The organism is Mesorhizobium sp. WSM4821 (assembly GCF_055901555.1).
In genome coordinates, this window is the sequence record NZ_CM148371.1 from 3,614,208 (window position 1) to 3,641,002 (window position 26,795).

The following is a 26,795-nucleotide window of genomic DNA, read 5'->3' on the forward strand; positions in this document are numbered from 1 at the left end:
CGATCCTCCCACTCCCTCTGTCGGGCATAGTGGGTCACCGGAGCATGCCGATGACGCTGGAATTGATGGCCGATGACCAGTCGATGCTGCAGGGCGAGCAGGGGCCGGCCGTGGCCGCCGCGATGAAGATCCTGGTCGCCTTTTCCAACACGGTCGGGGCGCGGAAGCTGCTGGATATTGCTGGAGCCCATATCGATGGCTGCCTCTATCACGGCAAGGCTGGCCTTGATTTCGTTGAGCGGCTTGTCGAGGGCGGAGGGCGGGTCAAGGTGCCGACAACTCTCAATGTCGGCTCGTTCGATCTCATCCATCCCGGCATGGTGAAGATGCCGCCGTCGCAAGAGGCGCCGGCGCGGCGGCTGATGAAGGCGCACCTGGAACTCGGCTGCCAGGCGACCTTCACCTGCGCGCCGTACCAGACGCGGTTCCGGCCAAGCTTCGGCCAGCAGATCGCCTGGGGTGAATCCAACGCCATCGTCTTTGCCAATTCGGTGATTGGGGCGCGGACCAACCGCTATGGCGATTTCATCGATTTGTGCTGCGCGATGACCGGACGCGCGCCGGCATGGGGTCTGCACTTGAGCGAAAACCGGCGCGGCCAGGTTCTGTTCGAGTTGACCGATCCTGACCCGGAACCGAGCGACAGCCTGTTCGTCGCCATCGGGCTGATTATCGGGCAGGCGAGTGGCGATCGCATCCCGGTGATCTCGGGCATGCCAAGACCGCGCGATGAGGACCAGCTGAAAGCGCTAGGCGCAGCCGCCGCGACAACCGGGGCCGTGGCGCTGTTCCATGCGGTTGGCATCACGCCGGAAGCGAACACGCTCCAAGAGGCATTTCATGGCATGGCGCCAGAGGAGACAATCCGCATCACGTGTGCCGACCTCGACGATGCGCTGGCCGGGTTATCGAGCGTACCCGACGGCGCGCCTTTGGCGGCCGTGTCATTGGGTACGCCGCATTTCTCGCATGACGAATGGATGCGGCTGTTGCCATTGCTGCGAAAGGTCGCGCCGGAGAGGGGCATTCCGATCTACGTCAACACCGGGCGCGCGACGCTGACGCGTTTGCAGGATGAGGGGGTGCTGGCCGGCATGGAGGCGTTCGGGCTTATTCCAGTCGCCGACACCTGCACCTACGTCACCGCGATCCTCGAGCGGCTCGACGGCGTGGTGATGACCAATTCCGGCAAATGGGCGCATTACGCGCCCGGTAATATCGGTGTGTCCGTCGCCTTCGCCGACATGAGGGATTGCATCCGTTCGGCGGCAGCGGGTCACGTGGTGCGGGGTGCGCCATGACGCGGTCGGCCGAAACAGGCCCCGTCGAACGCAGCGGCACGTTCCAGCTTGCCGGCGAGACGCAGGGATCGGCGCTGGTGCTGCCGCAGGCGCTCAGTTTCTGGGGCGGGATCGATGTCGAAACGGGCAATATCATCGACAATTCGCATCCGGCTCTGGGCGGCAATGTCGCCGGCAAAATCCTAGTGATGCCGAGCGGACGCGGCTCGTCGTCCTCATCTTCGGTTCTTGCCGAGGCGATCCGCAGGGGCACGGCGCCGGCCGGCATCATCCTGGAGCGGCCGGACCCGATCCTTTCCGTCGGCGCCATCGTCGCCGAGTTCCTCTACGACATCGGCATGCCGCTGGTCGTCTGCGACATATCAGGCATTGTCTCCGGCGACCGGATCGCGATCGGCACGGCTGAGGATGGCCGGGCGATCGTGAGCAAGATCTAGCCGGCCATCAGTCCTGCCGCACCTCGCCGCCAATAGGCCGCGGCAAGCGTCTGGTCGCGGCCGAGCCCGAGCGTGCCGCGCCAGTGCTCGCGCACCGTCCTCGCAGCAGCCGCTTCCGCCGCAAACCAGCCGAAGGCCGAACCGCTGCGAGGCCACTCCACGGACCGCACGGCATTCGTCAGCCGCTCCTCGGCTCCGGCCGCAACACCGTCCCGTGTCAGCCAGTGCAGCTCGATACCGGTGGCGTTGTCGATCTCCTGTCGTTCGCCATCGTCGGCGATCTCGACGAAGGCTACGCCCTTGGTTTCGGCGGGCAGCGTCTCCAACAGCCGCGCCAGCGCCGGCAGGCCGGTTTCGTCGGCACCCAGCACATACCAGGCCGCCGGCGGAACCGGACGGCCTACCGGCCCCATGATGCCGACCTTCATGCCGGGCGCCGCTTGCATGGCCCATGCGGCACCGACGCTTTCGCCGGGATGGACGAGGAAGTCGACATCGATGACGCCGCTGCCCACGTCGAGCGCGCGGATAGTGTAGACGCGCGCCACCGGGCGCCGGTCATCCGATGGCCAGACCGGCAGACCATTGGTGCCGAGCAGGGGCCAGAGCGGATCGGGCACTTTGCTGGTCGGGAACAGCATGCGGATGTGCATGCCGCCGAATTTCGCGAAACGCTCCAGATCCTCGCCGGCGAAGCGGATGCGGCGCATAAGCGGCGTAAGATCGCCGACTTGGGTGACGCCCATCTCGCGGAACTGGGCGAGGCGGGTGTCATCGGCGAGATCGCCGGTCCAGACGATCTCGGGGTTTTCATCCCTGGCATAGACCTCGACCGCGGTGGCCAGCAGATCCTTGATGCGCGCCAGCCCATCGCGGTCGGCGGCGTTGGCCCGCATCACCAGCCGGTCCATGTCGAAGGACGCGCCGCCAAAGGCGAAGCGGAAATCGATCCGCTGTCCCTCCTGCGAGGCATCGGCATCGAAGCTCTGCAGCCTGTCACTGATGCGGTCCATGTAGCGCGGCAGGTTGCGCAGGTTCAGGCGTGCTTCGCAGGCCAGTTCGCTTGCCGATGCTTCGCTCACCCTCAACCTCCGATCCTGCCGGTCAGCGCCACCTTGAAGGTGCGGCCCTTGCCCTGTTCCGTTGCCGCCGACGTCGACCAGGCGCTTTGCGGGTCGGTGTAGGCGGTGTTGAAGATGTTATCGACCGCGAAGTCGAGCCTGGCATGGTCATTGATGCGCCAGTTGGCGAAGACATTGACCAGGTCGAAGCCGTCATTGACCACCGGCACGGCGTTCGGGTTGGTGCGGCTGGTCCGGGTGACCTTGCCGACGCTCAGGTATTGCGCACCGACGGTGAGCTGGTCTTCCAGCATCCGGAAGCCAACGGTCGCCGAGAAGCGGTCGAGCGGCGTGTTGTTGAGCGCCTGGCCGGAGTAGACGCCGCTGACGACCTTTGCGTCGACCAGCGCGCCGGCAAGGTTCACAAACCCCCAACCATAGTCATAGACGGCCTCGGCCTCGATGCCCTTCAGCCGCGCATCGCCGATGTTGATTGCCGTGCGTGGCAAGACGGTCAGGTCGACGTCGATATAGTCCTCGATATCGGTGTGGAAGACGTTGACCTTGGCACGAAACAGGTCGCCCGGGCTCAGCACGTCGTCGTATTTCAAATTGACGCCCGCCTCCCAGCTTTTCGCCGTTTCGGGCTGGAGGAGCAGGTTAGGCTCGTAGGTGTCGGCACCGCCATGTGCGCCGCCGCCGCGATAAACGTCCTGCAGGCCTGGCGCCCGGTAGCCTTCGGAATAGGTGCCGTAGAGCTGAAAGCCTTCGAGCGGCGTCACGCCTACGGTGAGGCGCGGCGACCATCGGTTGCCCGAGATCGAGGCTTCCTCCGGCGGCACGGTGTTGGTCTCGCCGTCGAGCTGATAGCCGTCATAGCGCATGGCGGCGATGAACTGCAGCCTCTCATAGTCGCCCTGCCATTGCAGGAAGCCACCGTAGCCCTGCTGCTCGCCGGCACCGAAATGCGCGGCTTCCGACGAGGCCTCCAGATAGTAGTAGTCGAGACCGTAGGTCAGCGTGTGGGCCAACTCCAGGGCATCGAAACGCGAGGAGTTCTTCACGTTGAAGCCCGTCGTGGCGACGTCGTAGTAGCGGAAATTGCCGATCGCGGAAATCGGCCAGACCTGCGTCTGTTCGGCGCGCGTGCGGTTGTGGTAGGCGTTGGCGCTGAAGTCGATCAGCGCGTTGTCATCAGGCTTCCAGGTGTAGGCTGCCGTGTAGGTCTGGTTGGTCGTGTTGGTGTCGTAGCGACTGAGCGTCGGCGAGGTCGAGCCGCTAGAGCCGGTGATCTGGTCGCTGTAGCGTTGCAGGATGGCGCCGAGATTCAGCTCGTGGCCGTCGGCCGGCCGCAGCGTTGTCTTCATATAGCCGCTGGTGATGCTCTCGCCGGTCCATGGCACCGTGTCGCCATTGCCGTCGGTGTAGCTGTCGCGGTCGCGGTAGATGAGATTGCCGATGATATCGGCGTCGTCGCTGAAGCGGTAGGCGCCTGTGGTGCTGGTGGTGAAGCCGTCGCCATTGCTTTCATGGCCAAGCTTCTCGCTCAGCGCCCAGCGCTCCTCCGGCTTGAGGAAGTCGCCGGCGTCCTTGGTCTCGAAGGAGACGACGCCGCCGATGCCACCCGAACCGTAGGCATTCGAGACCGGGCCGCGAATGACGGTGGCTTCCTTGATCAGGTCGGGCTCGACATAGAACGATCCCGAACCGTGGCCGACCCGCCAGTAGTCCTGGCGCGCACCGTCGAGCGTCACCACCACGCGGCCATATTGTTCCAGTCCGCGAATGTTGATGGCGGTCGCCGGATCGTCGCCGTTCATCGAAGCGGCGACGCCGGGCGTGGTGCGGAAGATGTCGGCGGCGGTGTCGGGTTGGATGCGCTCGAGCTCTTCCTGATCGACGGCACTGATGGAAGCCATCGATTCGATGACCGCCGTCTTGATCATCGTCGCCGAGATGGTGATCAGGTCGAGCACGGTCGGCTCGTTCGTTCCGGTTTTAGCCTGTTGGGAGGCCTTGGCCGGCCGGTCGGCCTTGGCGGCGGCGCCTTGCTTCTCCTCCTCCTGCGCGGCGGAGGGCGGCGCGGCACAGAGGCCAAATGCGAAGGCGAGCGCTGTGCTGGCCATCAAGGTCTTGTTGTTTGTCAGTCTCATGCGATGCCGCCCCTGGGAAAAAGCAAAGATTGCTGGCGGCGGCCGTCGGCCCTGGCTGGCATGATGAAGAAGCCTCGACCAGCCGGTCGGGCAGGGCTACTTATTAAAACATGATGAGATTAGTCAACTTTAATTTTATGGGCCATGACCATCATCGAAGACTCATTAGGCACGGGAGCAAAACGGCATGGTCGGCAGTGGCAGCGGGCGCAGGCAGACGCGCTGGTTTCAACCGGACAGGATCGCGGCAGTGCTGCTGCTGGCACTGTCTGTTCTTGCGCCGTCCTGCGGGTTCAAGGCGCTGGCAGCTGAGGCGGTCGTCGACGCGCTGGGGCGGACGATCGCGACCGGTCCGGGAACCAGAATCCTGACGCTCGGTTCCGACGTTACCGAGATTGTCCATGCGCTGGGCGCCGGGGAGCGGATCATCGCCGTCGATCGCGGCAGCAAGTATCCCGCCTCCGTCGCGCAAAAGCCTGATGTCGGCTACCGGCGCCAGCTCTCGGTGGAAGGGTTGGTCGCGCTCCGCCCCGATCTGATCCTGGCGGCGCAGGACAGCGGGCCGCCAGAGGCTATCGAGGTGCTCAAATCACTGGCGATCCCGGTCGTCTTCATTCCGGAAGACAACAGCCCGCACGGCATTGAGCGCAAGATTACCCTGATCGCCGCAGCCCTTCACCTCGAGGACAAGGGCAGGGAGGTTTCAACGGATGTGCTCGATGCCTTTCAGTCAGCCGCGGATCTCGCCGCGAAAATTGCACCCGAGCACCGCAAGAAGGTGGTGTTCTTCCACGGCCTGGTGCGGCTGAGCGCGGCCGGCGCGGGCACCGCGGCCGATGCGATCATCCGCTACGCCGGCGGCATCAATCCCATGGCCGTGGTGCAGGGCTACAAGGCTGCGTCGGAGGAAAAGCTGATCGAAATGGCGCCCGATGTCATCTTGATGATGAGCGACGGCAAGGGCAGGCCTGATACCGAGCAGGTGTTCGGAACGCGCGCGCTGGGCGCCACGCCGGCGGCTGAGACAAAGGCGCTGATCGTACTGGACGGCGCCTACATGATCGGCTTCGGCCCCCGCACCGCCGATGCGATCCACAACCTGGCGCAGGCACTTTATCCGGAGGTTGCGGGCGCGGACTAGGTCAGGCCACACCCAGTGCTGGTTGGCATGCCCCTCCTGTCACGGAGCTTCGTTCAGATCTCCGGGATGCTTTCCCTGAAGATCACCTGCAGCCTCGGCTGGTGCAATTCGTAAGGCAAGCCCCTGACCGCATGGGTCAACGCGTTGAGCGCTTCGCGGGCCTCGACGCGCGGATTCTGGTCGATGACCGCGTCGAGCGTGCCGTCGAGCAAAAGGTCCTTGGTGCCTTCCGTCACCTCATGGCCCAGGAAGACCGTCGACAGCGCGCGTCCGCGCTCCTTGAGCGCCCTGGCAATGCCGGTGTTGCCGGCGCCGACATTGTAGATCGCAGCCAGGTCCGGGTGCCGGTCCAGCAGGGCGGAGGCCTCTGAATAGGCCTTTTCCCGATCATCGAGCATCTCGCGCATCTCGACGATCTGCAGATTGGGCGATTCCTCCGTCAGGATGTGGCGGAAGCCCATCTCGCGTTCCTCATGGCCGCGATAGGAGAGCGAGCCGGCGAACAGCGCGACCTTGCCCGGATGCCCGGCGCCCATGAAGCGATTGAGCAGATAGCCGGCGAGCCGGCCGGCGGCGCGGTTGTCGATGCCGATATAGGCGACCCTGGGCACATGCAGGATGTCGGAGGCGATGGTGACGACCTTGACGCCGCTGGCCGAGAGCGAGCGGATCGCCTCGCGGACCGTCGGATGGTCGAGCGCGATGACGCCGACGCCTTGCGTCTGACCGTGCAGATCGTGCAGCAAGCGGGCGAGCCGGTCCGGATTGAAGCCTTCGATCGTGGCGACGCGGACGTCGAGATCGGGTCGCGACTGCGCCTGCGCCTCAATATGCCGGTGCAGCATCTTGATGAAGGAGTTGGTGCCGGCGGGCAGGGCGAAGTCCAGCCGTATGACAGCGCCGGGCGAGGTGCCACGCTGGGTCGGGCTGTTCGAGTTCTCGGCAATATAGCCAAGCCGCTGCGCCATCTCGATCACGATTTCACGCGTGCGCGCCCGGACACCGGGGCGGTTGTTCAGCACACGGTCAACCGTGGCGGCGGAAACGCCAGCTTCGCGAGCTATGTCTGTCAGGGTGGACCGCACAGTCGACTACCTCATTGCAAACATCAAAATCGCGCAACTTTCGATCGAACCCGGAGAACGGCTCGTCGCCGGCAGCGATTCTGATGGGAAATGATGTAACCGGCCTTGGCCGATGCGCAAGCCGCCGGGCTAAACCAAATCGCCGGGCAGCATGGAAAAGAGCGGGATCGGAATCGAGTTCCCTCAAATTCAAGCAACGGGCGCGATGCGAGAACCTTGGTGGACTGCATTCTTTCCCTCATTTGCGATGTTGTGATGTGTTTTGATCATCTATGATGTTGACAGGCTTCCTGTCATGCCGTCAATATCCATCATAAGGGCCGTGGAGGAACAGGGCCCCGAGGGAGGACTTCCAATGTCAAATTTGATCCGCATGTCGCGGCGCCGTTTGCTGGCGTCCGGTGGAAAGGCGGCCGTGTTCGTGGCCGCAGCAGGTATTGCCCCGCAATTCATCCGTCCAGGCCGCGCCTATGCGGCCGATGCGCTGGCGCCCGGCATGATCGGCGGCCCGACGGGCTTCGACGGCTCGGAGCGCTACCAGTACGGTCCCGACACGCCGGAGGGCCGGGCCATCGAGGCGGCCAAGGCGATGAAGGGCGCCGGCAAGGCGCCGGTCAAGATCGTGCTTGGCCTGTCCGACGGTTCGATCGGCCAACTGACGCAGCCGTTCCCGGCCGGCGCGCCGTCGATCAAGGATCTGTGGGAAAAGGAAACCGGCATTTCGCTCGAGATCGTCGGCGTGCCGAACGGCCAGGAATTCACCAAGACGATGCAGGACATCTCCACCAAAGGTGGGGCCTATGACATCTACGCGGTCGAATGGAACCGTCTCGGCGACCTCGCCGAAACCGGCGGTATCCTGAAGCTCGACGACTTCGTCGCCCAGTACAAGCCGGAATGGGACGATCCCGAACGCGGCTATGTCAACGGCGCCAAGGGCGTCTCGCTGCTCAACCAGTATCGCGGCTCGACCTATGGCGTGTCACTGGACGGTGATTTCCAGACCTGGGTCTACCGCACCGATCTGTTCGGCGACGCAACCGAGAAGAAAGCCTTCTCCGACAAGCACGGCTACGAGCTGGCGCCGCCGAAGACCTGGAAGCAGCATGACGAGATCGCGGCCTTCTTCCAGCGCCCGGACAAGGGCCTGTTCGGGTCGACCGATCTGCGTAACCAGGGCTGGGGCTACACCAACTGGTACCAGCGTTATGTCTCAATGGCTTCGCCCAATCAGTTCCTGTTCGACGATACCGGCAAGCCGCTGATCAATTCCGAGCAAGGCGTAGCTGCAACCAACGAGTACATCGCATCGCTGGTCCATCATTCGCCCGATGCGATCTCCTGGGGTTGGCCGGAGCAGTATGGCAATTTCGCCAAGGGCGGCTCCGCCATGACCTGCGCCTTCTCCAACCTGCCGAAATTCCTCGACAATGCCGGCAACAAGGATTCCCAAGTCACTGGCAAGATCGGTTCGATGCTGCCGCCCGGCCGCGAGATCGACGGCAAGCTGATCAGCCGCTCGGTGCTGTGGCTCAATTTGTCGGCTTCGGTGTCCTCGCAGGCCAAGAACCCGGAGGCCTGCTATCTCTTCCTGCAGTGGCTGGGATCGAGCCGCATCTATGCCTGGATGACCGCCAATCCAGGCGGCTATTTCGATCCGTTCCGGCTGTCGGATTTCGCCGATCCGCTGGTCCGTCAGACCTATCACGCCTATCACATGGATGTGGTGCGCGAGACGGTCGCCCGCACTGTGCCGACCATCAACTATCCTGGCGCCACCGCCTTCCATAACGCGCTGGACGAGAACCTTGTCGCCGCGTTGACCAAGGCCAAGACCGCCGAGCAGGCGATGGCCGACACCGAGGCCGAATGGAAGAAGATCGCTCGCCGCACCGGCGAGGAGAAGCTTCTCGAAGCCATCAAGACGAACAAGGAGGCCTGGCCCACCGTTCTCGACCCGGTCAGCTGATCCTTCCTCCCGGGATCACAATGGAGGGGAGGAGTGATTGTTCTTCCCCTCCGCAAACGATGACTCCAGCAAAGCTGCAAGATGAAGCGTTCCGTTCCCTTCGAAATATTCCGCTACGCAGCGATCCTTGCGGCCATGGCGGTGACGCTGGTGCCGATCCTGTGGATGGTGTCGATGGCTTTCAAGCCGATCGCCGAATGGTCGGCGACCGGGGCCGACCTTACCTGGTGGCCGAAGGAGCCGACGCTCAGCAATTTCCACTTCGTATTCGGTGAATCGACCAACACACTGATCGTCGCGCTCGACCGCACCGCCCTGAAGCCGATCCTGTCGTCGCTGCTGTCGGCCACGTTCGGAACGGCGATCGCGATGTCGGCGGGCACCGCGGCGGCCTACGGGCTGTCGCGCTTCGGTTCGGGCCAGAACCTGCCGCTGGCGCTGATCCAGCTTCGCCTGTTTCCGCCGATGGCGGTGATGACCCCGGTGATGATCATGTGGGCCTTCCTCAACTTCACCGACAGCTGGTGGGGGCTGTCGCTGATCTACGGCATCGTCACACTGCCTTTCGCTTTCTGGCTGATGAAGACCTTCTTCGACGACATGCCGCGCGAGATCGAGGAGGCGGCGCTGGTCGAGGGCTGCTCGCGGCTGCGCGTCTTCACCCGCATCACGCTGCCGATGATGCGCGCGCCGCTGGCCAGCGCCGCGCTCTTCGTCTTCATCCTCAACTGGTCGGACTATCTGATCGCGCTGCTTCTGACGACGCGCGAATGGGTGACGGTGCCCGTCTACATGGCCTCTCTGTCCTCCTCGATGACCGGTCAGCTCTACGGCGCCAAGGCAGCACTTGGCCTCATCGCCGCAGTGCCGCCGGTCATCATGGGCATCGCCATCCAGCGCCATCTGGTGCGCGGGCTGACCTTTGGGGCGCTCAAGCAATGAGCGCGGTGACTGCCAGGATTCCGGAGGACGCCCCCATTTTGGACGACAACGGGAAAACCGTCCAGGCAACGCCAGCTCTTCGGGACGAAGGGGCTAAGCTCGGCTTCCGGCTGACGCTGCCGGCGCAGATCCTGGTGCTGTTCATCGCGGTCTTCCCGCTGCTCATGCAGCTCTACATCAGCCTGACCGACTGGTCGCCGCTGTCGGGCCTCGGCTGGTGGAGCGCCTGGTCGCTTTGGAACAATTTCGCCAACTACACCGACCTTGCCGCCGACGCGCGCTTCTGGAGCGCGCTGAAGCGCACGGCGATCGTCATGATCGTCTGTGTGCCGGCGGAATTCCTGCTGGGCTTGGCGCTCGCCACGCTGTTTGCCGACGAATTTCCAGGCAAGCGGATCTTCTACTCGATCCTGCTGATGCCGATGATGGTGGTGCCGGCGGTGGCTGGCTACATGTTCTTTATGCTGTTCCAGTCGGGCGGTCCGGTGAACGACCTTTTGTCGGCGATATCGGGCTTTCCCGTCACCATCGCCTGGTTGTCTGACCCGACGCTGGCGCTGATCGCCGTCATGGTCGCCGACATCTGGCAGTGGACGCCGCTGATGTTCCTCATCCTGCTTGCCGGTCTGGTCGGCGTGCCCGAGGACCAGGTCAAGGCAGCGACGCTGCTCGGTGCCAATCCATGGCAGCGCTTCATCACTATCGTGCTGCCGAAGATGAAGACGATCATCATCATCGCACTGGCGATCAGGGTGATCGAGAACTTCAAGGTCTTCGACACGCTCTACATCATGACCGGCGGTGGTCCCGGCGTCGCCACCGAGACGATCTCCGTCTATATCTACAAGCTCACCACCCAGGACCTGATCTGGGGCTATGTGGCGGCGATCGCGCTGGCCATCCTGATCGTGCTGTCGATCGCCGCGGTCCTTGCGATCAAGCGCATGGCCCGAGCGCGGGAGGTGCCGGCATGAGCGCCATCCATCTGCAGAACCTGGTCAAGAAATTCGGCGATTTCACTGCGCTGAAGACGATGGATCTGGCCATCGCAGACGGTGAGTTCATGGCGCTGCTTGGGCCGTCGGGCTGCGGCAAGTCGACGACGATGAACATGATCGCCGGCATGGAGGAACCGACGGGCGGAAAGATCCTGTTTGGCGAGCGTGACATGGCCGGCGTGCCGATGGGACGGCGCGGCGTCGGCTTCGTCTTCCAGAGCTATGCGATCTTCACCCACATGACCGTGCGGCAGAACCTAGCTTACGGCCCAAAAATGCGCGGCGCCGCGAAGGCCGAGATCGACCGCCGCGTCGGCGCCATTGCCGAGATGCTGCAATTGACGCCGCTGCTCGACCGCAAGGCCGACAGGCTGTCGGTCAACATATTGCAGCGGGTGGCGATCGGCCGTTCGGCAATCATGGAGCCGGCGATCTTCCTGCTGGACGAGCCGCTGTCCAATGTCGACGCCGCCTTCCGGGCTGTCATGCGGACCGAGCTGAAGCAATTGCAGCGCCAGTTCCGGCAGACCATGGTCTATGTCACACACGATCAGCTCGAAGCCATGACCATGGCCGATCGCATCGCGGTGATGGACCATGGTGTGCTGCAGCAGGTCGGGACGCCGCTCGAGGTCTACAACAGTCCGGCCAATGTCTTCGTCGCCCGTTTCATCGGTGCGCCGGGCATGAACCTGCTCAAGGGCAGGCCGGCGGAAAGCGACCGTGGCCTCGTCGTCGATCTCGGGGCGCTGGGCGTCACGCCACCCTTGTCGGACGATCTCGCCCCGGCGGTGAGGGCTGCGCGTGGAGATGTGCTCTACGGCTTCCGGCCGGAGCAGGTGACTGTCTCCGACCGCGGCCTGTCGATGCCGGTGAGCTTCGTCGAGCGGATCGGTGCGCGCACCATCGTCCATCTGGGCGAAGGTGAGTGCGCGGTCAAAGCTGTGTTCGAGAACGATATCGGGTTGGCGATCGGCCAGACCGCGATCGTCGCTCCGGCCGAGTCCTCGGTGCGCGTCTTCGATGCCGCCACCGACCAAGCGATCAAGGCGGACTGAGCCATGGCCGATATCGTCTTCCGCAACGTGACGAAACGCTATGGCAGCACGCTCGCCGTCGACGACGCCTCGTTCACCGTCAACGACAACGAGTTCTTCTGCCTCTTCGGGCCGCCGCTGTCGGGCAAGTCGACAATATTGCGCCTGGTGCTCGGTCTTGAGACGCCGGATACGGGCGAGATATTGATCGGCGGCAGGCCGGTCAACGCGGTATCGCCGGCCGAACGCAACGTCGCCATGGTGTTCCAGAATCTGGCGCTGTTTCCGCACATGAGCGCGCTGGAGAATGTGCGCTTTCCTTTGGTCGAACGCAGGGTTGCCGAGGCCGAGATCGAAAAGCGCGTCGCCGATGTCGCCTCCAAGCTGCATATCGGCCATATCCTGCACAAGCCGCCGGCACAGCTCTCAGGCGGCGAGCGGCAACGCGTGGCGATCGCCCGCGCGCTGGTGCGCGATCCCGCCGCCTATCTGATGGACGACCCGATCTCGGCGCTCGATGCCCGGTTGCGCGAGGAGACGCGCGTCGAGCTGAAGCGTATCCAGCGCGAGCTCGGCAAGACGCTGATCTATGTCACCCACGACCAGGAAGAGGCGATGTCGGTCGCCGACCGCATCGCCATCCTGGAGAACGGCAAGATCAGGCAGATCGGCGCGCCGGCCGAGATCTACGACCGGCCGGCGAGCACCTATGTGGCGCGGCTGCTGGGGTCACCGATGATGAACATACTAGCTTCGGTGCGAGGTGAGCGCGGCGTCGAGGCGGCGGACGGCACGATCCGCATCGCCGACAAGGCTGCTCCGGCCGATGCCGTGGAGATCGGGCTGAGGCCCGAGGACATCAAGGTCCGACCCTGGTCGGACGATGGATGCGCGATTGGGAGTGCGGGCCGCCCGGCGCGCGTGTTCGAGGTCGAACCGCTCGGCGGCTACACCGTGGTGACGCTCGCCGCCGGGCAGGCGCGCCTCAGGGCGCTGCTGCGCGGCCAGCCGGACATCAGGCCGGACGCGATGGTGGCGATATCCTGCGAGCCGGCCCGCGTGCATTATTTTGGGCAAAGCGGAGGAGCGCTGGCACGATGACAGCGGCTGCAAGAACGAGCTTCTGGAGGAAGACATGGTGAGCAAGGGTTTCGAGCCGGACGTGACGGTTCGCACCAGAGAATACAAGATCGGCTGTGTCGGCGCCGGCATGATCATGGCCGAATGCCATCTTGCTGCCTATAAGGAAGCCGGCTTTCCGGTGGTGGCGATCGCCTCGCGCACCAAGGCCATCGCCGAGAAGGTCGCCAGGCGCTGGGATATCCCGACTGTCCACGACACGCCGGAACAGCTCATCGAGGACGAAATTGTCGAGATCATCGATCTTGCCTTTCCGCCGGACCAGCAACCGGCGCTGATCCGCCATGCGCTGAAGCAGAAGCATATCAAGGCGATCCTGGCGCAGAAGCCGCTGGCGCTGTCGCTCAAGGACGCGATCGAACTGCGCGACGAGGCTGCCAAGGCCGGCAAGATCCTCTCGGTCAACCAGAACATGCGCTACGACCAGTCGATGCGCGTCCTGAAGCAGATCATGGACAGCGGCGCGCTCGGCGACATCGTCTTCGCGCAGATTGACATGCATGCGATCCCGCATTGGCAGAGCTTTCTCGAGGACTACGACCGGCTGACGCTTGCCAATATGAGCGTCCACCATCTCGACGTGTTGCGCTTCCTGTTCGGCGATCCCGACGAGATCACCACGCTGACGCGTAAGGATCCGCGCACGAAGTTCGACCATTCCGACGGCATCACCGTCTCGACGATGCGGTTTCCGTCAGGCGTGCTTGCCGTGTCGCTGGAGGATGTCTGGTCCGGCCCGCGCCAGGAAGGCTACAAGGATGACCAGCACATCAACTGGCGCGTCGATGGTACGAAAGGCGTCGCCAAGGGCACGATCGGCTGGCCGACAGGCTCCGCTTCGACGCTGACCTATGCCTCGACCGAGACCACCGGCGGCGAATGGGTGACGCCCAGGTGGGACACGATGTGGTTCCCGCATGCCTTCATCGGCGTGATGGAGCAGCTCCAACACGCGGTGAAGACCGGTGAGCCGCCCGCCCTTTCCGTCGCCGACAACGTCAAGACTATGGCGCTGATCGAAGCCGGCTATCGCTCGATCGACGAGGGCCGCACGGTCGGGCTGTCCGAAATCTCAATTAACTGAATCACTTACAGGGAGGACTTCATACCATGATGCAGGCAGGTATTTTTACGGGTTATTTCCCGTACAGCCTCAAGGAAACCGCGCAGAAGATCCGCGCACTCGATTTCAACACCGTGCAGCTCGACCTGCATTTCAGGGATGTCGACCTGTCGGCCGGGCAGATCACCAAGGAAAAGGCGAGGACGGTGCGCGACACCTTCCGCGATCACAATCTGCCGGTGTGCTGCGTGTCGGGCTACACCAACATCATCCATCCGGACATGGCGGAGCGCGAGAAGCGCGTCGGCTATCTCAAGGAGATCATCCGCAGTGCCCGCGATTTCGGTTCGCCTTACGTGATCTCGGAAACCGGCACCTACAACACCGAGTCCGATTGGGTGCACCATCCCAAGAACAAGACCGAGGAAGGCTTCGAGGAATGCCGCAAGGTCATCGCCGATCTTGCCCAGACGGCCTACGACCATGGCGCGGTCTTCCTGCTCGAAACCTATGTCAACAATGTCGTCGGCTCGGTCGAGGAGACGGTGAAGATGTTCGCACAGGTCGACCATCCAGGCCTCGGCCTTTTGATGGACCCGACCAATTATTTCGAGACGCACAATATCGACAGGATGGACCAGATCCTGAACCAGGTGTTCGACACGCTGACCGACAAGATCAAAATAGCCCACGCCAAGGACGTCAAGCGCTCGGGCGGCGACAAGTCGGAGAAGCACGCCGACATCGGCGACGAGGACGCGCTGGAGAGCCACACTTTCCGGGGCGTCGGCGAGATCGAGTTGCCGGCGCCCGGTCTCGGTTCGCTGAACTACGACCTCTATCTCAAGCGGCTCGCCGAAAAGCACCCGAACATCCCCGTCATCATCGAACATCTCTCGGAGGATGACGTGCCGCGCGCCAAGAAATTCCTCGACGGCAAGTTCCGCGCCAACGGCCTCTGACAGGTCGCGCACCACAATGGAGGAAGCGAAATGTTGAAATTCGGATTGAAAGTGGCGGTAGCCGCGACTTTGTTTGCAGGGATAGGGTTGGGCTCGCCGACATTCGCACAGGACGGCCAGAAGACGTTCTATCTCCTGTCGCATGGCGGCCCGTCGGATGCGTTCTGGCTCGACTGGAATGCCGGAGCCACCAAGGCCTGCGACCAGCTCAAGGTGACCTGCAAGATCTCCTTCAGCGGCGGCGACATGGCGGCGCAGAAGGAAGCCTTCAACTCGGCACTTGCCGCCAAGCCCGACGGCATCGGCACCACCTCGGCCCAGCCCGGCCTGTGGACGGAAGAGGTAAAGGCGGCCAGGGCCGCAGGCATCCCGATCGTGTTCTTCAACACCGACGATCCCGCGACTGGACGGCAGGCCTATGTCGGTGCTGATCTCAAGGAAGCCGGCGCCATCTGGGCCAAGTACCTCGTCGACAACAAAATGGTGAAGCAGGGCGACAAGGTGTTCCTGCCGGTAGAAGTGCCGGGTGCCAGCTACCAGCAGTTCGAGACCGAAGGCATCGCCAGCGTCTTCGATCCGCTCGGCATCAGATACGACGTGGTCGATTGCGGCACCGATCCGGCCGGCATCATCGCCAAGATGACCGACTATATGGTGGCCAACAATCCGCCGGCGATTATTGCGCTCGGCGATTCCGTGGCGGCCAGCGTCAAGCGGGTATTCGACGGCGCCGGCGTGCCGGCGGGCAAGATCCCGGTGGTCGGCTGGGGCAACTCCAGGGAAACCGCGGAAGCCGTCAAGGCCGGCTTCGTCAACGCGGCCGCCTGGCAGTTCCCTTCGGCGCAAGGCTTCATGCCGGTCGCGCTGCTCGGGCTCGCCGCCTCGGGTGAGCCGATCGGCTACGACATCCACACGTTCAGCCTGTACGACGCGACAAGCGTCGAACCGATCCTGAAACTCTACGACAAGTGATGGAAACTGACGCCCGCCGCGCAGGCGGCGGGCGTCGCCCTGAAATATGGTTCAAGCAGTCATGACAATTGCCGCGGAAGAGGAAATGCCGGTGGGGAAACGCAGGTCGAGCCTGGTCCGCTCGCCGCAATTCTCCTCGCTCATCATCCTCATCGTGCTGCTGGCGGTGTTCGCCATCGCCGACGCCAATTTCCTGTCGCCGCTCAACATCTCCAACATGATGGCGTTCCTGCCCGAGCTCGGCATCATCGCGCTCGGCATGACGCTGCTTCTGACGGCGGGCGAGTTCGACTTGTCGGTGGGCGCGGTATTCGGCCTGGCGCCGGTTGTGGTCATGCTGCTGGTGCAGAATGGCGAGGCCAGCATCGGCGTGGCGTTGCTCGTCGGGCTCATTCTGTGCGTGGCGATCGGGGCCACCAACGGCCTCATTGTCACCAAGATCGGCATTTCTTCCTTCCTGGTCACGCTGTCGATGCTGCTCGTCGTGCGGGGTGCCGCGCTCTACATCACGCAGGGCTTTCCGCTGAAATCCTGGGACCAGCCCGGCTTCTTCGTGACGCTGCTCGCCGGCAGTTTCAACATCGGATCATTCCGGTTCTACACCTCGCTGTGGTGGTTCGTCGGCCTGTCGCTGCTGGCGATTTACGTGCTGCGCTACGCCAAGCTCGGCAACTGGATCAGCGCCATCGGTTCCAATCGCAACGCGGCGGTGGCGCGCGGCGTGCCGGCCGATACGGTCAAGATCTGGCTGTTCATCCTGACCTCGGTGCTGGCGGGTCTCGCCGGCATGATCAGCGCTTTCCGCATCTCGGCCGCCTCGCCGGTGGCCGGCACCGGCTATGAACTCGAAGTCATCGCCATGGTGGTGGTCGGCGGCACGGCGCTGACCGGCGGGCGCGGCACCATTCTGGGCACCATCGTCGGCGCGCTGATGCTGCGCAGCATCCGAAACGGCATCGTGCTGATCGGCGTGCCGGGGCTCGCCTACAATATCTTCGTCGGTGTCATCATCCTCGCGATGCTCATCCTGCACGCCTTGCTGCAGAAGAACGCCGCCAGGAGCTGACCATGGAAGTGCTTCGACTGCAGAACCTGCAAAAATCCTTCGGCAGCGTCCGCGCGCTGAAGAACGCGTCCTTCACGCTTGGCGAATGCGAGGTGGTGGCCTTGCTGGGCGACAACGGGGCCGGAAAATCCACGCTGATCAAGGCGATCTCAGGCGTCTTTCCCGTCGACCGTGGCGAGATCTATGTCCGTGGCCAGAAAGTCTCCATCCGTTCGACGCGCGACGCGATGGATCTCGGCATCGAGACCATTCATCAGGACACGTCGCTGGCGCCGGACCTCAGTATTGCGCGCAATCTCTTTCTTGGCCGCGAGCCGGTCAATCTCAAGTGGTTGGGCGTGTTCGCGCCGCTCGATCTCGCCAAATTGCGCGATGCGGCTTCCGCCCTTTTGAAGCGCGTCGGCATCTCGAAAAAGCTCGACGCCGATGCGCTGGTCAGCACGCTGTCGGGCGGCGAGCGCCAGTCGATCGCGATTTCGCGGGCCATGCAGTTCGCCGCCAAGGTCATCATTCTCGACGAACCGACCAACAATCTCGGCGTCGAGGAGACACACGGCGTTCTGCGCTTCGTCAAGGAGGTACGCGCGGCCGGCCATTCCGTGCTTTTGATCACCCACAACATCCACCACGTCTTCCAGGTCGCCGACCGCATCGTCGTCATGCGCCGCGGCGAGATCGTCGCCGAGCAGACGGTCGCCGATACCGACCTGTTGACCGTGGAGAGCATCATCACCGGCGCCGACATGTCGGCCCTGCTCAAGGAGACTCGTGCGAGATGAAGGCGGGAGCAAAGTGAACGAATTGGCCGTCACATGGTAGAGCTTTACGGCAAGACGCTGTCGCGCCGGCAGGTCTCGGAGCGGTCCGGCATGCTGTCGCAATTCGCCGGCGTGCGGCTGATGACGCTTGGCGACGGCGTGGAGCGCGGCATCCGCATGCTCGAATTCCGCACCGGCTCCGGCCTGCGCTTCACCGCGCTCGTCGACCGGGCCCTCGATATCGCCGACTGCGACTTCAAGGGGCAGGCGATCGGCTGGCATTCGCCGAGCGGCTTTCGCCATCCCGGCCTGCACGAGTACGAAGGCGAGGAGGGGCTGGCTTGGGCGCGGTCGTTTTCAGGCCTGCTGCTGACCTGCGGTCTCGACCACATCCTGTTCATGAATGAGGTGCCGGCCGACAGCTACAACTATCCGCCGAAGAGGACGGTGCGACATTCGCTGCACGGCCGCGTCGGCACCATCCCGGCGCGATTGACCGGCTATGGCGAGACATGGCACGGCGACCGCTGCGCGCTCTGGGCCGAGGCGATCGTCCAGCAATCGACGGTGTTCGGCGAGGATCTGCATCTGTTGCGGCGGATCGAGGCCGATGTCGGCGGCAACGAGATCCGGCTTTCGGACCGCGTCGTCAATCATGGCTTCAACCGGACGCCGCATATGTATTTCTACCACATCAATGTCAGCCACCCCGTGCTCGACGAAGGCTCGCGCTATCTGGCGCCGATCCGGGATGTGGTCTGGGCCGGGCATGCCGGCGACCGCTACGAGGCGCAGAAGGTCGGCTACCGGACGGTGCCGGCGCCGCAACTGGGTTTCAAGGAACAGGTCTGGCAGCACGAACTCGGCGCTGACGCCAAGGGCGAGGTGCCGGTAGCGGTGGTCAACGACCGTCTTGGCCTCGGCCTTGAGGTCATCACGCGCAAGGACCAGCTGCCGTGTGCCTATGAGTGGCAGAATTTCCAGGCGGGACAGTATGCGCTGGGCATAGAGCCGTCGACGCATCACGTGCTCGGCAACCTGGCCGCGCGCGAACGCGGCGAGATGATCTGGCTGGAGCATGGCGATAGCCGCTCCTATAATGCGGTGTTCCGGGTTCTCGATGGCGCCGGCGATATCGCGACCGTTGAAAGCCGGATCGCGGAGATCGCCAGGCAGCCGCAGCATGATTATCCGCAGCCGTCAGGCAATTTTCCGGTTCTCGGAGGCAGGTCGTGATGATGGCGAGGACGATGCAAAGCACCAGTTTCAAGATTGGTTCCGGTCGGAGCGGGGAGGGTTCGCGGCCTATCGGGATTTGGAGGTCACAATGGCTGGCTCAATGAAGCGCGACTATAGCCTGGTCGGCGAAAGCACGCGCAGGGCGATCGAGACGGGGCTGGCGTCGGCCGAATGGTACCACACCGACGTCTCCCGCAAGGCAATGAAGGAGTTGATGCAACGTTCCGATAGTCCGGCAATCCGTGATACGATCATCTGGATCGTGGCCATCCTGGGTTCCGCTGCCGGCGGCATCACTTTCTGGGGCACTTGGTGGTGCGTGCCGTTCTTCTTCGTCTATGGCGTGCTCTACGCCTCCGCCAGCGACTCGCGCTGGCATGAATGCGGCCATGGCACGGCCTTCCGGACGCGCTGGATGAACGATGTGGTCTACCAGATCGCCAGCTTCATGCTGATGCGCAATCCGGTGACCTGGCGCTGGAGCCATGCCCGCCATCACACCGATACGATCATCGTCGGACGCGACGCCGAGATCGCTGTGATGCGCCCGCCGGACCTTGTGCGCGCAGCGCTTGCCTTCACCGGTATTCTCGATTTTCGCTATTCGCTGCCGACGCTGGTGCGCAACGCGTTTGGCAACATTTCGCCTGATGAGAGGAGCTTCATTCCGGAGATGGAGCTGCCGAAGGTCGTCACCGCCGCGCGCTGGCATGTCACCATCTACGTCGCGACCATCGCGGTCGCTCTTTACATGTGGTCGTGGCTGCCGCTGGTGCTGATCGGCCTGCCTCGCCTCTACGGCACCTGGCACATGGTGCTGACCGGCCTGCTGCAGCATATCGGCCTGGCCGACAATGTGATCGACCACCGGCTCAACAGCCGGACCGTCTACATGAACCCGATCAGCCGGTTCATCTATTGGAACATGAACTACCATGTCGAGCACCACATGTTCCCGATGGTGCCCTACCATGCGCTGCCCAGGCTGCATGAGCTGATCAAGCACGATTTGCCGGAGCCAAACCCGTCGATGTGGCATGCCTATCGCGAGGTCTGGCCGGTCCTGCTCAAGCAGCTCAGATATGAGGATTATTTCCTCAAGCGCGAGCTGCCACCGACGGCGCAGCCCTACCGTGGCGAGTTCCATGACGTGACCGTCTCGGCGGCGGCGGAATAGGGCTTTTGGCCTGCGGCTGCCGGTTGCCGGACCAAAGATTTCAGGAGACAGAGATGGCCGATTGGGTTGAGGCGTGCGCCGCGGACGATGTCGAGGAAGAGGACGTGATCCGCTTCGATCATGGCGGCCGCACCTTTGCGATCTACCGTTCCCCTGGCGACGAATTCTTCGCCACCGACGGGTTTTGCACCCATGAGAAGGCCCATCTGGCCGACGGGCTGGTGATGGACGACATCATCGAATGCCCCAAGCACAACGGCCGCTTCAACTACAAGACCGGCCAGGCCAAGGGCGCTCCGGTCTGCGTTGATTTGCAGACCTATCCGGTCAAGGTCGAAGCGGGCAAGGTGATGATCCAGATCGCCTGATCGGCCTGCTGCAGCACGCAACAAAAGGAATCAAAACCGATGAGCCGGAAAAGACCCACGATCGCAGATCTGCGCGCCATGAAGGGCAAGCGGCAGCTGACCATGCTGCGCGTTTTGACGATGGACGAGGCCGAGGCGGCCGAACGGGCCGGGGTTGACATCGTCTCGGTGCCGCCGGAGCTGGTGCTGAACCCGCAATACCGCGATGCCGCACCCAGCCTGTTTACCATGCCGGGCGACAATTTCTACGAGATCGGCACCGCCGACGACTTCGTGCGCTGGGCGTTCCGGCTCTATAAGGCCAGCGCCGACGCGGTCTACTGCAGCGCCGGCTTCGCCACCGTCAAGCGGCTGGCCGATGACGCCATTCCGGTGATCGGCCACGTTGGGCTCATTCCATCCCGCGCGACCTGGACCGGCGGCTTCAAGGCCGTCGGCAAGACCGCCGACAGCGCCATGCAGATTTACGAGGCGGTCAAGCAGTATGAGGCCGCAGGTGCTGTCGGCGCCGAGATCGAAGTGGTGCCAGTCGAGGTGGCCAAGGCGATTTCGGAACGAACTTCGCTGATCATGCTCTCGATGGGAGCGGGCACCGGCTGCGACGCGCAATATCTGTTCGCCGATGACATCCTTGGTCAGAACCGCGGCCATATGCCCCGCCACTCCAAGGTCTATCGCAATTTCGCCGCTGAATATGACCGCCTGCAGGCGGAACGCATCGCCGCTTTTTCCGAATATGTCGCCGATGTGAACAGCCTGGCCTATCCCGAAGACAAGCATGTGGTGCATATGGACCCGGACCAACTTGGTCTGTTCATGAAAAGGGTCGACGGCGCGTGAAACCTGACGGCAATGCTGCAACTGGCGATGTAAGGCCGGTTCATATTCTCAATCTATCGTGTGAAGACCGGCCAGGGGTCGTTGCCGCGGTCACCACGGAGCTTGCCGCGAACGGCGCCAACATCGCGCAAAGCAGCCAGTTCTGGGACCGGCAGACCAATCGCTTTTTCATGCGGATTGCATTCACCAGCCCGGTAGGCGCGACGAAGGACGATCTGGAGCGAGCCCTGAAATCGTCCGTCGACCGGTTCGGGATGAAAACCGCGCTGGTCGACCAGGCTCGTCGTCCAAGGATCGTCGTCATGGTTTCGAAGTTCGACCATGCGCTTCTCCATCTGCTTTACCAGATCAGGGTCGGCTGGCTGAATGCCGAGGTCGCCGCCGTCGTCTCCAATCATGAAGATGCCCGGCGCTTCGCCGAGATGGAAGGCATCCCCTACCACCACTGGCCGACGACCAGGGAAAACAAGGCCGAACAGGAGCAGAAGCTGCTGAATCTCTTGCAGGAGACGGGGTCGGAGCTCGTCGTCCTGGCGCGTTACATGCAGGTCTTTTCAAAAGGCCTGTCGGACCGGCTTTACGGGCGGGCGATCAACATCCACCATTCTTTCCTGCCGAGCTTCAAGGGTGCAAAACCCTATCACCAGGCCTTCGACCGCGGCGTCAAGCTGATCGGCGCGACAGCACATTACGTCACGTCCGATCTCGACGAAGGGCCGATCATCGAACAGGAAACAGAGCGCGTCAGCCATGCGATGAGCGCGGAGGATTTCGTGGCCGTCGGTCGCGACATCGAAAGCCGCGTGCTGGCGCGGGCCGTCAAGCTGCATCTTGAAGCCCGCGTCATGCTCAACGGCCACAAGACAATCGTCTTTTGACGAGCGCTCTCTAGGCCCGCCACTCCCCACTGGCGAGCCTGGCGTAAATCGCCTCGGCGTCGGTGCCGAGCGGACGGTCCTCCTTGAGCGGCAGAACAAGGCCGCGCACCGCCGCATGAATCGCGGCGGTCGCCGGCGCCAGCGTCAGGCCGTCGCGCAGGTCGACTGCCTGTGCGGCCGCCATCAGTTCGAAGGCGATCAGCCGCTGCCACAGCACGATCATGTCGGTGCATTTCAAAACGGCCAGCGGTGCTTGCGTCGCATGGTCCTCGACGCCTTCCGAGACCGGCAGAAAGTCGAGCATCACCGGGTTGGCCTTGTGGCGGATGGCGGCGAGGATAGCGGTCACAGTCTTTTGCAGCGGCACGAAGCCGGCCGAGGCGCCGCCGGCCGGCGACAGATATTTGGGCAGGCCGTTGCGGCCCGAGCCGGTGAGCTGGATGAAGCGGGCGGTGGAGGCGGCCGCACATTGAGCGATGGCCAGGCCAAGCGTCTCGAAGGCAAGCGCCAGCGACGGGGTGTGGAAATTGCCGGTCGACAGCACCATGTCGTCGTCGCCCAGCACCAGCGGGTTGTCGGCGGCGGCGTTGAGCTCGATCTCGACGGCTTGCCCGGCCTGATCGATTGCCTGCAGCAGCGCGCCATGGATAGACGGCATGCAGCGGATCGACAGCGGGTCCTGCAAGGTCGTCGGCATCTGCGCCTTGTCGCGCGCAAGCAGGTCGCGCAAGCCTTTTGCCGCCTGCTGCTGGCCGGCGGCCGGTCGCGCCGTCTGCAGGCGCGGATCGAGGATCGTCTGGTTGGCGCCGATGCCTTCCATGGTCAGCGCGCCTGCCTGCTGTTGTTGCGCGAAGGCGGACAGTGCGTCACCCACCGCCAGCGCGCCGCTGCCGGCGGACACAGCCGAGGCGCTTATCAGCGACAGCCCGTCCTTGGGCGCGAGGCTGACAGGGGCGAGGCGCGCCATCGCCAACGCCTTGGCCGCCGGCATGCGCCGGCCCTGAAAGTCGGCCTCGCCGTCGCCGGTCAGCATGCGGCCGAGCGTAGCCATCAGCACAAGGTCGCTGTCGCCGATCGAGCCCAGCGAGGGCATCACCGGATGCACGCCGGCATTGAGCGCTTCAATGAGAGCGACGAAAACCGCTGATGAAATACCCGAACCGCCGACTGAGAACATCGCCGCGCGGGCAAGGATTGTCGCCCGCACGATGTCTTGCGGCAGCGCGTCACCCACCGCGCCGCTGCGTCCCTCCAGCAACTGGCGCTGGAAGGCGCCGGCGTCGCCGCTGACCGACGTGCCGAGATTGGCGCCCAGCCCGGTGTTCAGCCCATAGATCGGCTGACCAGAAGCGGCGGCGCGATCGAGTACCTTGCGCGCCCTGTCCAGCCTCTCGCGGACGGCAGGCGCCACCTCCACCTTGCGTCCGCCGCGGGCAACCGCCGCGACATCCTCGATGCTGACGCCAGCTCCCGTGAGGACAAGCGCACTCATGCGAAGCGCAGCCGCTGGCCGATGCCTTGCGCTTGCGCCTTGGCCAGCATCGCCTTGCCCAGCGCGATGTCGGAGAGCGACAGGCCGCGATGCCAGAACAGGATCGTCTCGTGGTCGCTCTCACGCCCCGGCTTGCGGCCGGCGGCGATCTGGCCAAGTTCGGCGTGCAGCGTCTGTTCGCTCAGCCGTCCGGTCTCGACATGAGCGCGCAGCGAGCCGAATTTGCCGCCCTTGCACTGACCCCAGTCGTCGACGACGATCTTGGCCATGATGTCGGTCAGCGACAGTTCCACCGCGCTCATCGTGCCGTAGGGCATCACCAGCGCACCGGGCTTGATCCATTCGGTCTTCAGCAGCGGCTGCGGTTCCGGCAGCCGCGAGGCCTCGACGACGATGTCGGCGCCTTCGACGCAGGAGTGCCAGTCGGCGACCGCCGTGACCTTCTTGCCGAGATCGGCGGACAGCCTGGCGGCAAATCCGTCGCGGCTCTCCGGCCGACGCGAATGCACGCGGATCGCGTCGAAGTCGAAGAGATGATCGAGCAGGCGCACGTTCCAGTAGGCGGTGCCGCGCGCGCCGATATGGGCGAGAACCTTCGATGTCTTTTTCGCCAGATGTTTTGCGCCGATGGCGGTGACGGCGCCGGTTCGCATGTCGGTGATGACGGTGGCGTCGAGGATGGCGCGCGGCGTGCCGGTGCGCGGGTCGAACAGGTTGAGGATACCGAATTCCGACGGCAGGCCGTGCAGGTAATTGTCGACATAGTCGCCGACGATCTTGACGCCGGCCGCGTCGAGCGGCGCGACGTAGCCGCGCAGGACGTTGAAATGGCCGTTGAACGAAGGGTCCGGCTCGAGATGGACGCGCGGCTCGATCACCGTCTGGCCGTTGCCTTGCGCCACCAGGCCGGCCTCGACCGCTTCGATGATTTCCCCATCGGTCATATCAAGGGCTTCGATGTCGAGGGCGTTGAGATAATCGATGTAGATTGGCTTCATGCGCAGATTGGTCCTGATGAAGAGGGGTCCTAGTCAGAAAAGGCAAACGAAGTCGCGAAGTATCAAAGGCTGCTTCGGTGCGAGGTTCAGTCATCGCATAACTGGTCGCGATACGACACGAAAGTTTTGTTGGTCCATGTCTGGACGGCGCCGCCCAAATGCTGTTCAAACCGGTGCGTCATCGATTTGCCGGACAATTGTTCGGTCGCCGATGGAGCTTCGGACAGTTCTGCGCATGACCGCCATCCCCGAAAACAAAGCCATTCCCGAAAACAAAGCCTTGGCCGAAACCGCGACGGCGGCCCGGCGCGTGGCGCTGATCGTCGCCGTTGCCTTCTTCATGCAGCTTCTGGATTCGACGATCATCTCGACATCGCTGCCGCAGATGGGAGCATCCTTCGGCGTGCCGGCGGTGGCGATGAGCATCGGCATCACCGTCTACATGCTGACGATGGCGGTGTTCGTGCCGCTGTCCGGCTGGCTCGCCGACCGCTTTGGCGCGCGCAACATCTTCCTCGTGGCGATCGCGCTGTTCACGCTGGCCTCGATCGCCTGCGGCATCTCGCAGAACTTGACCCAGTTCGTCGCCGCGCGTGCCGTGCAAGGTCTGGGCAGTGCGCTGATGACGCCGGTCGGCCGCATCCTGGTGCTGCGCAACGCCCCGAAGTCCGAGCTTCTCAACGCCACCGCGCTGATCACCTGGCCGGCGCTGTTCGCGCCGGTGATCGGGCCGGTGCTTGGCGGCTTCGTCACCACCTACCTCTCCTGGCACTGGAATTTCTTCATCAACATTCCACTCGGCTTGGCCGGCCTGGCGCTGGTCGCCCGCTTCATTCCCGGCGACCGCGATTCCGAGACCAGGCCGTTCGACTGGCCGGGTTTCCTGTGGACGTCGGTGGGGCTCGCCTCGATGCTCTACGGCCTCGAGCGCATCGCCCATACCGAAGACGGCGCCTTGCCGACTATGGTGCCGCTTGTCGCCGGCACCCTGATCGGCTGGTTGGCAGTGCGGCATCTGGTGCGTGCAAACAATCCGCTGCTCGACCTCACCGCGTTCAAGGTGCAGACTTTCGCCATCTCGACGCTGTCGGCCGGCACCATTTTCCGGGTCGCCATCAACGCAACGCCGTTCCTGCTGCCGCTGCTGTTCCAGGTCGGCTTCGGCCTAAGGCCCGTCGATGCCGGCATGCTGATCCTCGCCTATTTTCTCGGCAATCTCGGCATGAAGACTGTGACGACACCGACGCTGAGGCGCTTCGGTTTCCGTTCGGTGCTGGTCGTCAACGGCGTGATCGCCTCTTTGTCGATCATGGCCTGCGCGGCGATCTCGCCGCAGACCCCGCAAGCGCTGGTGGTGGCACTGATGCTGATCGCCGGATTGACGCGTTCGATGCAGTTCACTGCACTCAATACGTTGGCCTTCGCCGACGTCGCCTCATCGCAGCGCAGCTCAGCCGCGACCTTGTCCAGCATGCTGCAACAGGTGGCGATGTTGTTCGGCGTGGCGGTGGCGGCGGCGCTGCTCAACCTGTCGCAGATCGCGAGGGGCGTCCCGGCGCTCGGCCTTGTCGACTTTCGCATCGCGTTCCTGGCGATCGGCGCCATCGGGCTAGCGGCCTCGTTCCGCTTCCTGGCGCTGCGGCCGGCCGCGGGCGCCGAGGTTTCGGGCCATCTTCCGCAGAACTGACGTCGAGCTCGACGTCCTCTCACAACCCGAG

General features: G+C 63.7%; 24 protein-coding genes. 19 read left to right on the top strand and 5 right to left on the bottom strand.

Features of this window, described 5'->3' with window-relative positions; genetic code table 11:
- The first annotated feature begins 50 nt into the window (after positions 1-50).
- Positions 51-1,301, top strand: a complete 1,251-nt coding sequence (locus AC0NID_RS17565) for an aconitase X (protein WP_473455259.1) — start codon at positions 51-53, stop codon at positions 1,299-1,301.
- A complete protein-coding gene (locus AC0NID_RS17570) occupies positions 1,298-1,738 on the top strand; it encodes an aconitase X swivel domain-containing protein (protein WP_473455258.1) in 441 nt (146 codons plus the stop codon). The genes AC0NID_RS17565 and AC0NID_RS17570 overlap by 4 nt, the downstream gene beginning before the upstream one ends.
- Here the strand turns inward: AC0NID_RS17570 and AC0NID_RS17575 are convergent.
- Both AC0NID_RS17575 and AC0NID_RS17580 read right to left on the bottom strand, forming a co-directional pair.
- The gene (locus AC0NID_RS17575) at positions 1,735-2,820 is read right to left on the bottom strand and encodes an SIP domain-containing protein (protein WP_473455257.1); all 1,086 of its coding nucleotides are present in this window, start codon (positions 2,818-2,820) and stop codon (positions 1,735-1,737) included. The two genes, AC0NID_RS17570 and AC0NID_RS17575, sit on opposite strands and share 4 nt — an antisense overlap.
- 2 nt (positions 2,821-2,822) lie before the next feature.
- Positions 2,823-4,952 (bottom strand): TonB-dependent hemoglobin/transferrin/lactoferrin family receptor, encoded by a 2,130-nt coding sequence (locus AC0NID_RS17580; protein WP_473455255.1) that lies wholly within the window; start codon positions 4,950-4,952, stop codon positions 2,823-2,825.
- Between the two features lie 187 nt (positions 4,953-5,139).
- Between AC0NID_RS17580 and AC0NID_RS17585 the strand changes: the two genes are divergently transcribed.
- The gene (locus tag AC0NID_RS17585) at positions 5,140-6,093 is read left to right on the top strand and encodes a heme/hemin ABC transporter substrate-binding protein (RefSeq protein ID WP_473455254.1); all 954 of its coding nucleotides are present in this window, start codon (positions 5,140-5,142) and stop codon (positions 6,091-6,093) included.
- A gap of 53 nt (positions 6,094-6,146) precedes the next feature.
- On the opposite strand, the gene AC0NID_RS17590 is transcribed toward AC0NID_RS17585, so the two are convergent.
- On the bottom strand, positions 6,147-7,178 hold the full coding sequence (locus tag AC0NID_RS17590) for a LacI family DNA-binding transcriptional regulator (RefSeq protein WP_473455253.1): 1,032 nt from the start codon (positions 7,176-7,178) through the stop codon (positions 6,147-6,149).
- 355 nt (positions 7,179-7,533) lie between these two features.
- On the opposite strand from AC0NID_RS17590, the gene AC0NID_RS17595 reads away from it, so the two are divergent.
- The 15 genes from AC0NID_RS17595 to purU all read left to right on the top strand — a co-directional run bounded on the left by AC0NID_RS17595 (position 7,534) and on the right by purU (position 22,587).
- Entirely contained in the window at positions 7,534-9,147 is a 1,614-nt protein-coding gene (locus AC0NID_RS17595) for an extracellular solute-binding protein (RefSeq protein WP_473455252.1), read from the top strand.
- A gap of 81 nt (positions 9,148-9,228) precedes the next feature.
- The gene (locus tag AC0NID_RS17600) at positions 9,229-10,089 is read left to right on the top strand and encodes a carbohydrate ABC transporter permease (RefSeq protein WP_473455251.1); all 861 of its coding nucleotides are present in this window, start codon (positions 9,229-9,231) and stop codon (positions 10,087-10,089) included.
- Positions 10,086-11,063 (top strand): carbohydrate ABC transporter permease, encoded by a 978-nt coding sequence (locus AC0NID_RS17605; RefSeq protein ID WP_473455250.1) that lies wholly within the window; start codon positions 10,086-10,088, stop codon positions 11,061-11,063. Before AC0NID_RS17600 ends, AC0NID_RS17605 begins: the two co-directional genes overlap by 4 nt.
- The gene (locus AC0NID_RS17610; RefSeq protein WP_473455249.1) at positions 11,060-12,145 is read left to right on the top strand and encodes an ABC transporter ATP-binding protein; all 1,086 of its coding nucleotides are present in this window, start codon (positions 11,060-11,062) and stop codon (positions 12,143-12,145) included. The genes AC0NID_RS17605 and AC0NID_RS17610 overlap by 4 nt, the downstream gene beginning before the upstream one ends.
- 3 nt (positions 12,146-12,148) lie before the next feature.
- Positions 12,149-13,225, top strand: coding sequence for an ABC transporter ATP-binding protein (locus tag AC0NID_RS17615; protein WP_473455248.1), 1,077 nt, complete (start codon positions 12,149-12,151; stop codon positions 13,223-13,225).
- Between the two features lie 34 nt (positions 13,226-13,259).
- Positions 13,260-14,348 carry a Gfo/Idh/MocA family protein gene (locus AC0NID_RS17620; protein ID WP_473455314.1) on the top strand — a complete coding sequence of 363 codons (1,089 nt, stop codon included), beginning with the start codon at positions 13,260-13,262 and terminating at the stop codon, positions 14,346-14,348.
- Between the two features lie 26 nt (positions 14,349-14,374).
- The gene (locus AC0NID_RS17625; RefSeq protein WP_473455247.1) at positions 14,375-15,289 is read left to right on the top strand and encodes a sugar phosphate isomerase/epimerase family protein; all 915 of its coding nucleotides are present in this window, start codon (positions 14,375-14,377) and stop codon (positions 15,287-15,289) included.
- Positions 15,290-15,319: 30 nt separating this feature from the next.
- A complete protein-coding gene (locus AC0NID_RS17630; protein ID WP_473455246.1) occupies positions 15,320-16,261 on the top strand; it encodes a sugar ABC transporter substrate-binding protein in 942 nt (313 codons plus the stop codon).
- An 85-nt stretch (positions 16,262-16,346) separates the two neighbouring features.
- The gene (locus AC0NID_RS17635) at positions 16,347-17,327 is read left to right on the top strand and encodes an ABC transporter permease (protein ID WP_473455245.1); all 981 of its coding nucleotides are present in this window, start codon (positions 16,347-16,349) and stop codon (positions 17,325-17,327) included.
- Complete coding sequence (locus AC0NID_RS17640) at positions 17,324-18,106, top strand: ATP-binding cassette domain-containing protein (RefSeq protein ID WP_473455312.1); 783 nt, start codon at positions 17,324-17,326, stop codon at positions 18,104-18,106. Before AC0NID_RS17635 ends, AC0NID_RS17640 begins: the two co-directional genes overlap by 4 nt.
- A gap of 33 nt (positions 18,107-18,139) precedes the next feature.
- Positions 18,140-19,321 carry an aldose 1-epimerase family protein gene (locus AC0NID_RS17645; protein WP_473455242.1) on the top strand — a complete coding sequence of 394 codons (1,182 nt, stop codon included), beginning with the start codon at positions 18,140-18,142 and terminating at the stop codon, positions 19,319-19,321.
- Between the two features lie 91 nt (positions 19,322-19,412).
- On the top strand, positions 19,413-20,501 hold the full coding sequence (locus AC0NID_RS17650) for a fatty acid desaturase family protein (RefSeq protein WP_473455240.1): 1,089 nt from the start codon (positions 19,413-19,415) through the stop codon (positions 20,499-20,501).
- Positions 20,502-20,554: 53 nt separating this feature from the next.
- The gene (locus tag AC0NID_RS17655; RefSeq protein WP_473455239.1) at positions 20,555-20,869 is read left to right on the top strand and encodes a MocE family 2Fe-2S type ferredoxin; all 315 of its coding nucleotides are present in this window, start codon (positions 20,555-20,557) and stop codon (positions 20,867-20,869) included.
- A 39-nt stretch (positions 20,870-20,908) separates the two neighbouring features.
- Entirely contained in the window at positions 20,909-21,709 is an 801-nt protein-coding gene (locus AC0NID_RS17660) for a 3-methyl-2-oxobutanoate hydroxymethyltransferase (RefSeq protein WP_473455238.1), read from the top strand.
- Entirely contained in the window at positions 21,706-22,587 is an 882-nt protein-coding gene (purU, locus tag AC0NID_RS17665; protein ID WP_473455237.1) for a formyltetrahydrofolate deformylase, read from the top strand. The genes AC0NID_RS17660 and purU overlap by 4 nt, the downstream gene beginning before the upstream one ends.
- Before the next feature lie 10 nt (positions 22,588-22,597).
- Here purU and AC0NID_RS17670 read toward each other — a convergent pair whose 3' ends face one another.
- Positions 22,598-24,079, bottom strand: a complete 1,482-nt coding sequence (locus AC0NID_RS17670; protein ID WP_473455236.1) for an HAL/PAL/TAL family ammonia-lyase — start codon at positions 24,077-24,079, stop codon at positions 22,598-22,600.
- A complete protein-coding gene (locus AC0NID_RS17675) occupies positions 24,076-25,077 on the bottom strand; it encodes an ornithine cyclodeaminase family protein (protein WP_473455235.1) in 1,002 nt (333 codons plus the stop codon). Before AC0NID_RS17675 ends, AC0NID_RS17670 begins: the two co-directional genes overlap by 4 nt.
- A gap of 235 nt (positions 25,078-25,312) precedes the next feature.
- Between AC0NID_RS17675 and AC0NID_RS17680 the strand changes: the two genes are divergently transcribed.
- Positions 25,313-26,764 carry a DHA2 family efflux MFS transporter permease subunit gene (locus tag AC0NID_RS17680; protein ID WP_473455234.1) on the top strand — a complete coding sequence of 484 codons (1,452 nt, stop codon included), beginning with the start codon at positions 25,313-25,315 and terminating at the stop codon, positions 26,762-26,764.
- The last annotated feature ends 31 nt before the right edge of the window (positions 26,765-26,795 follow it).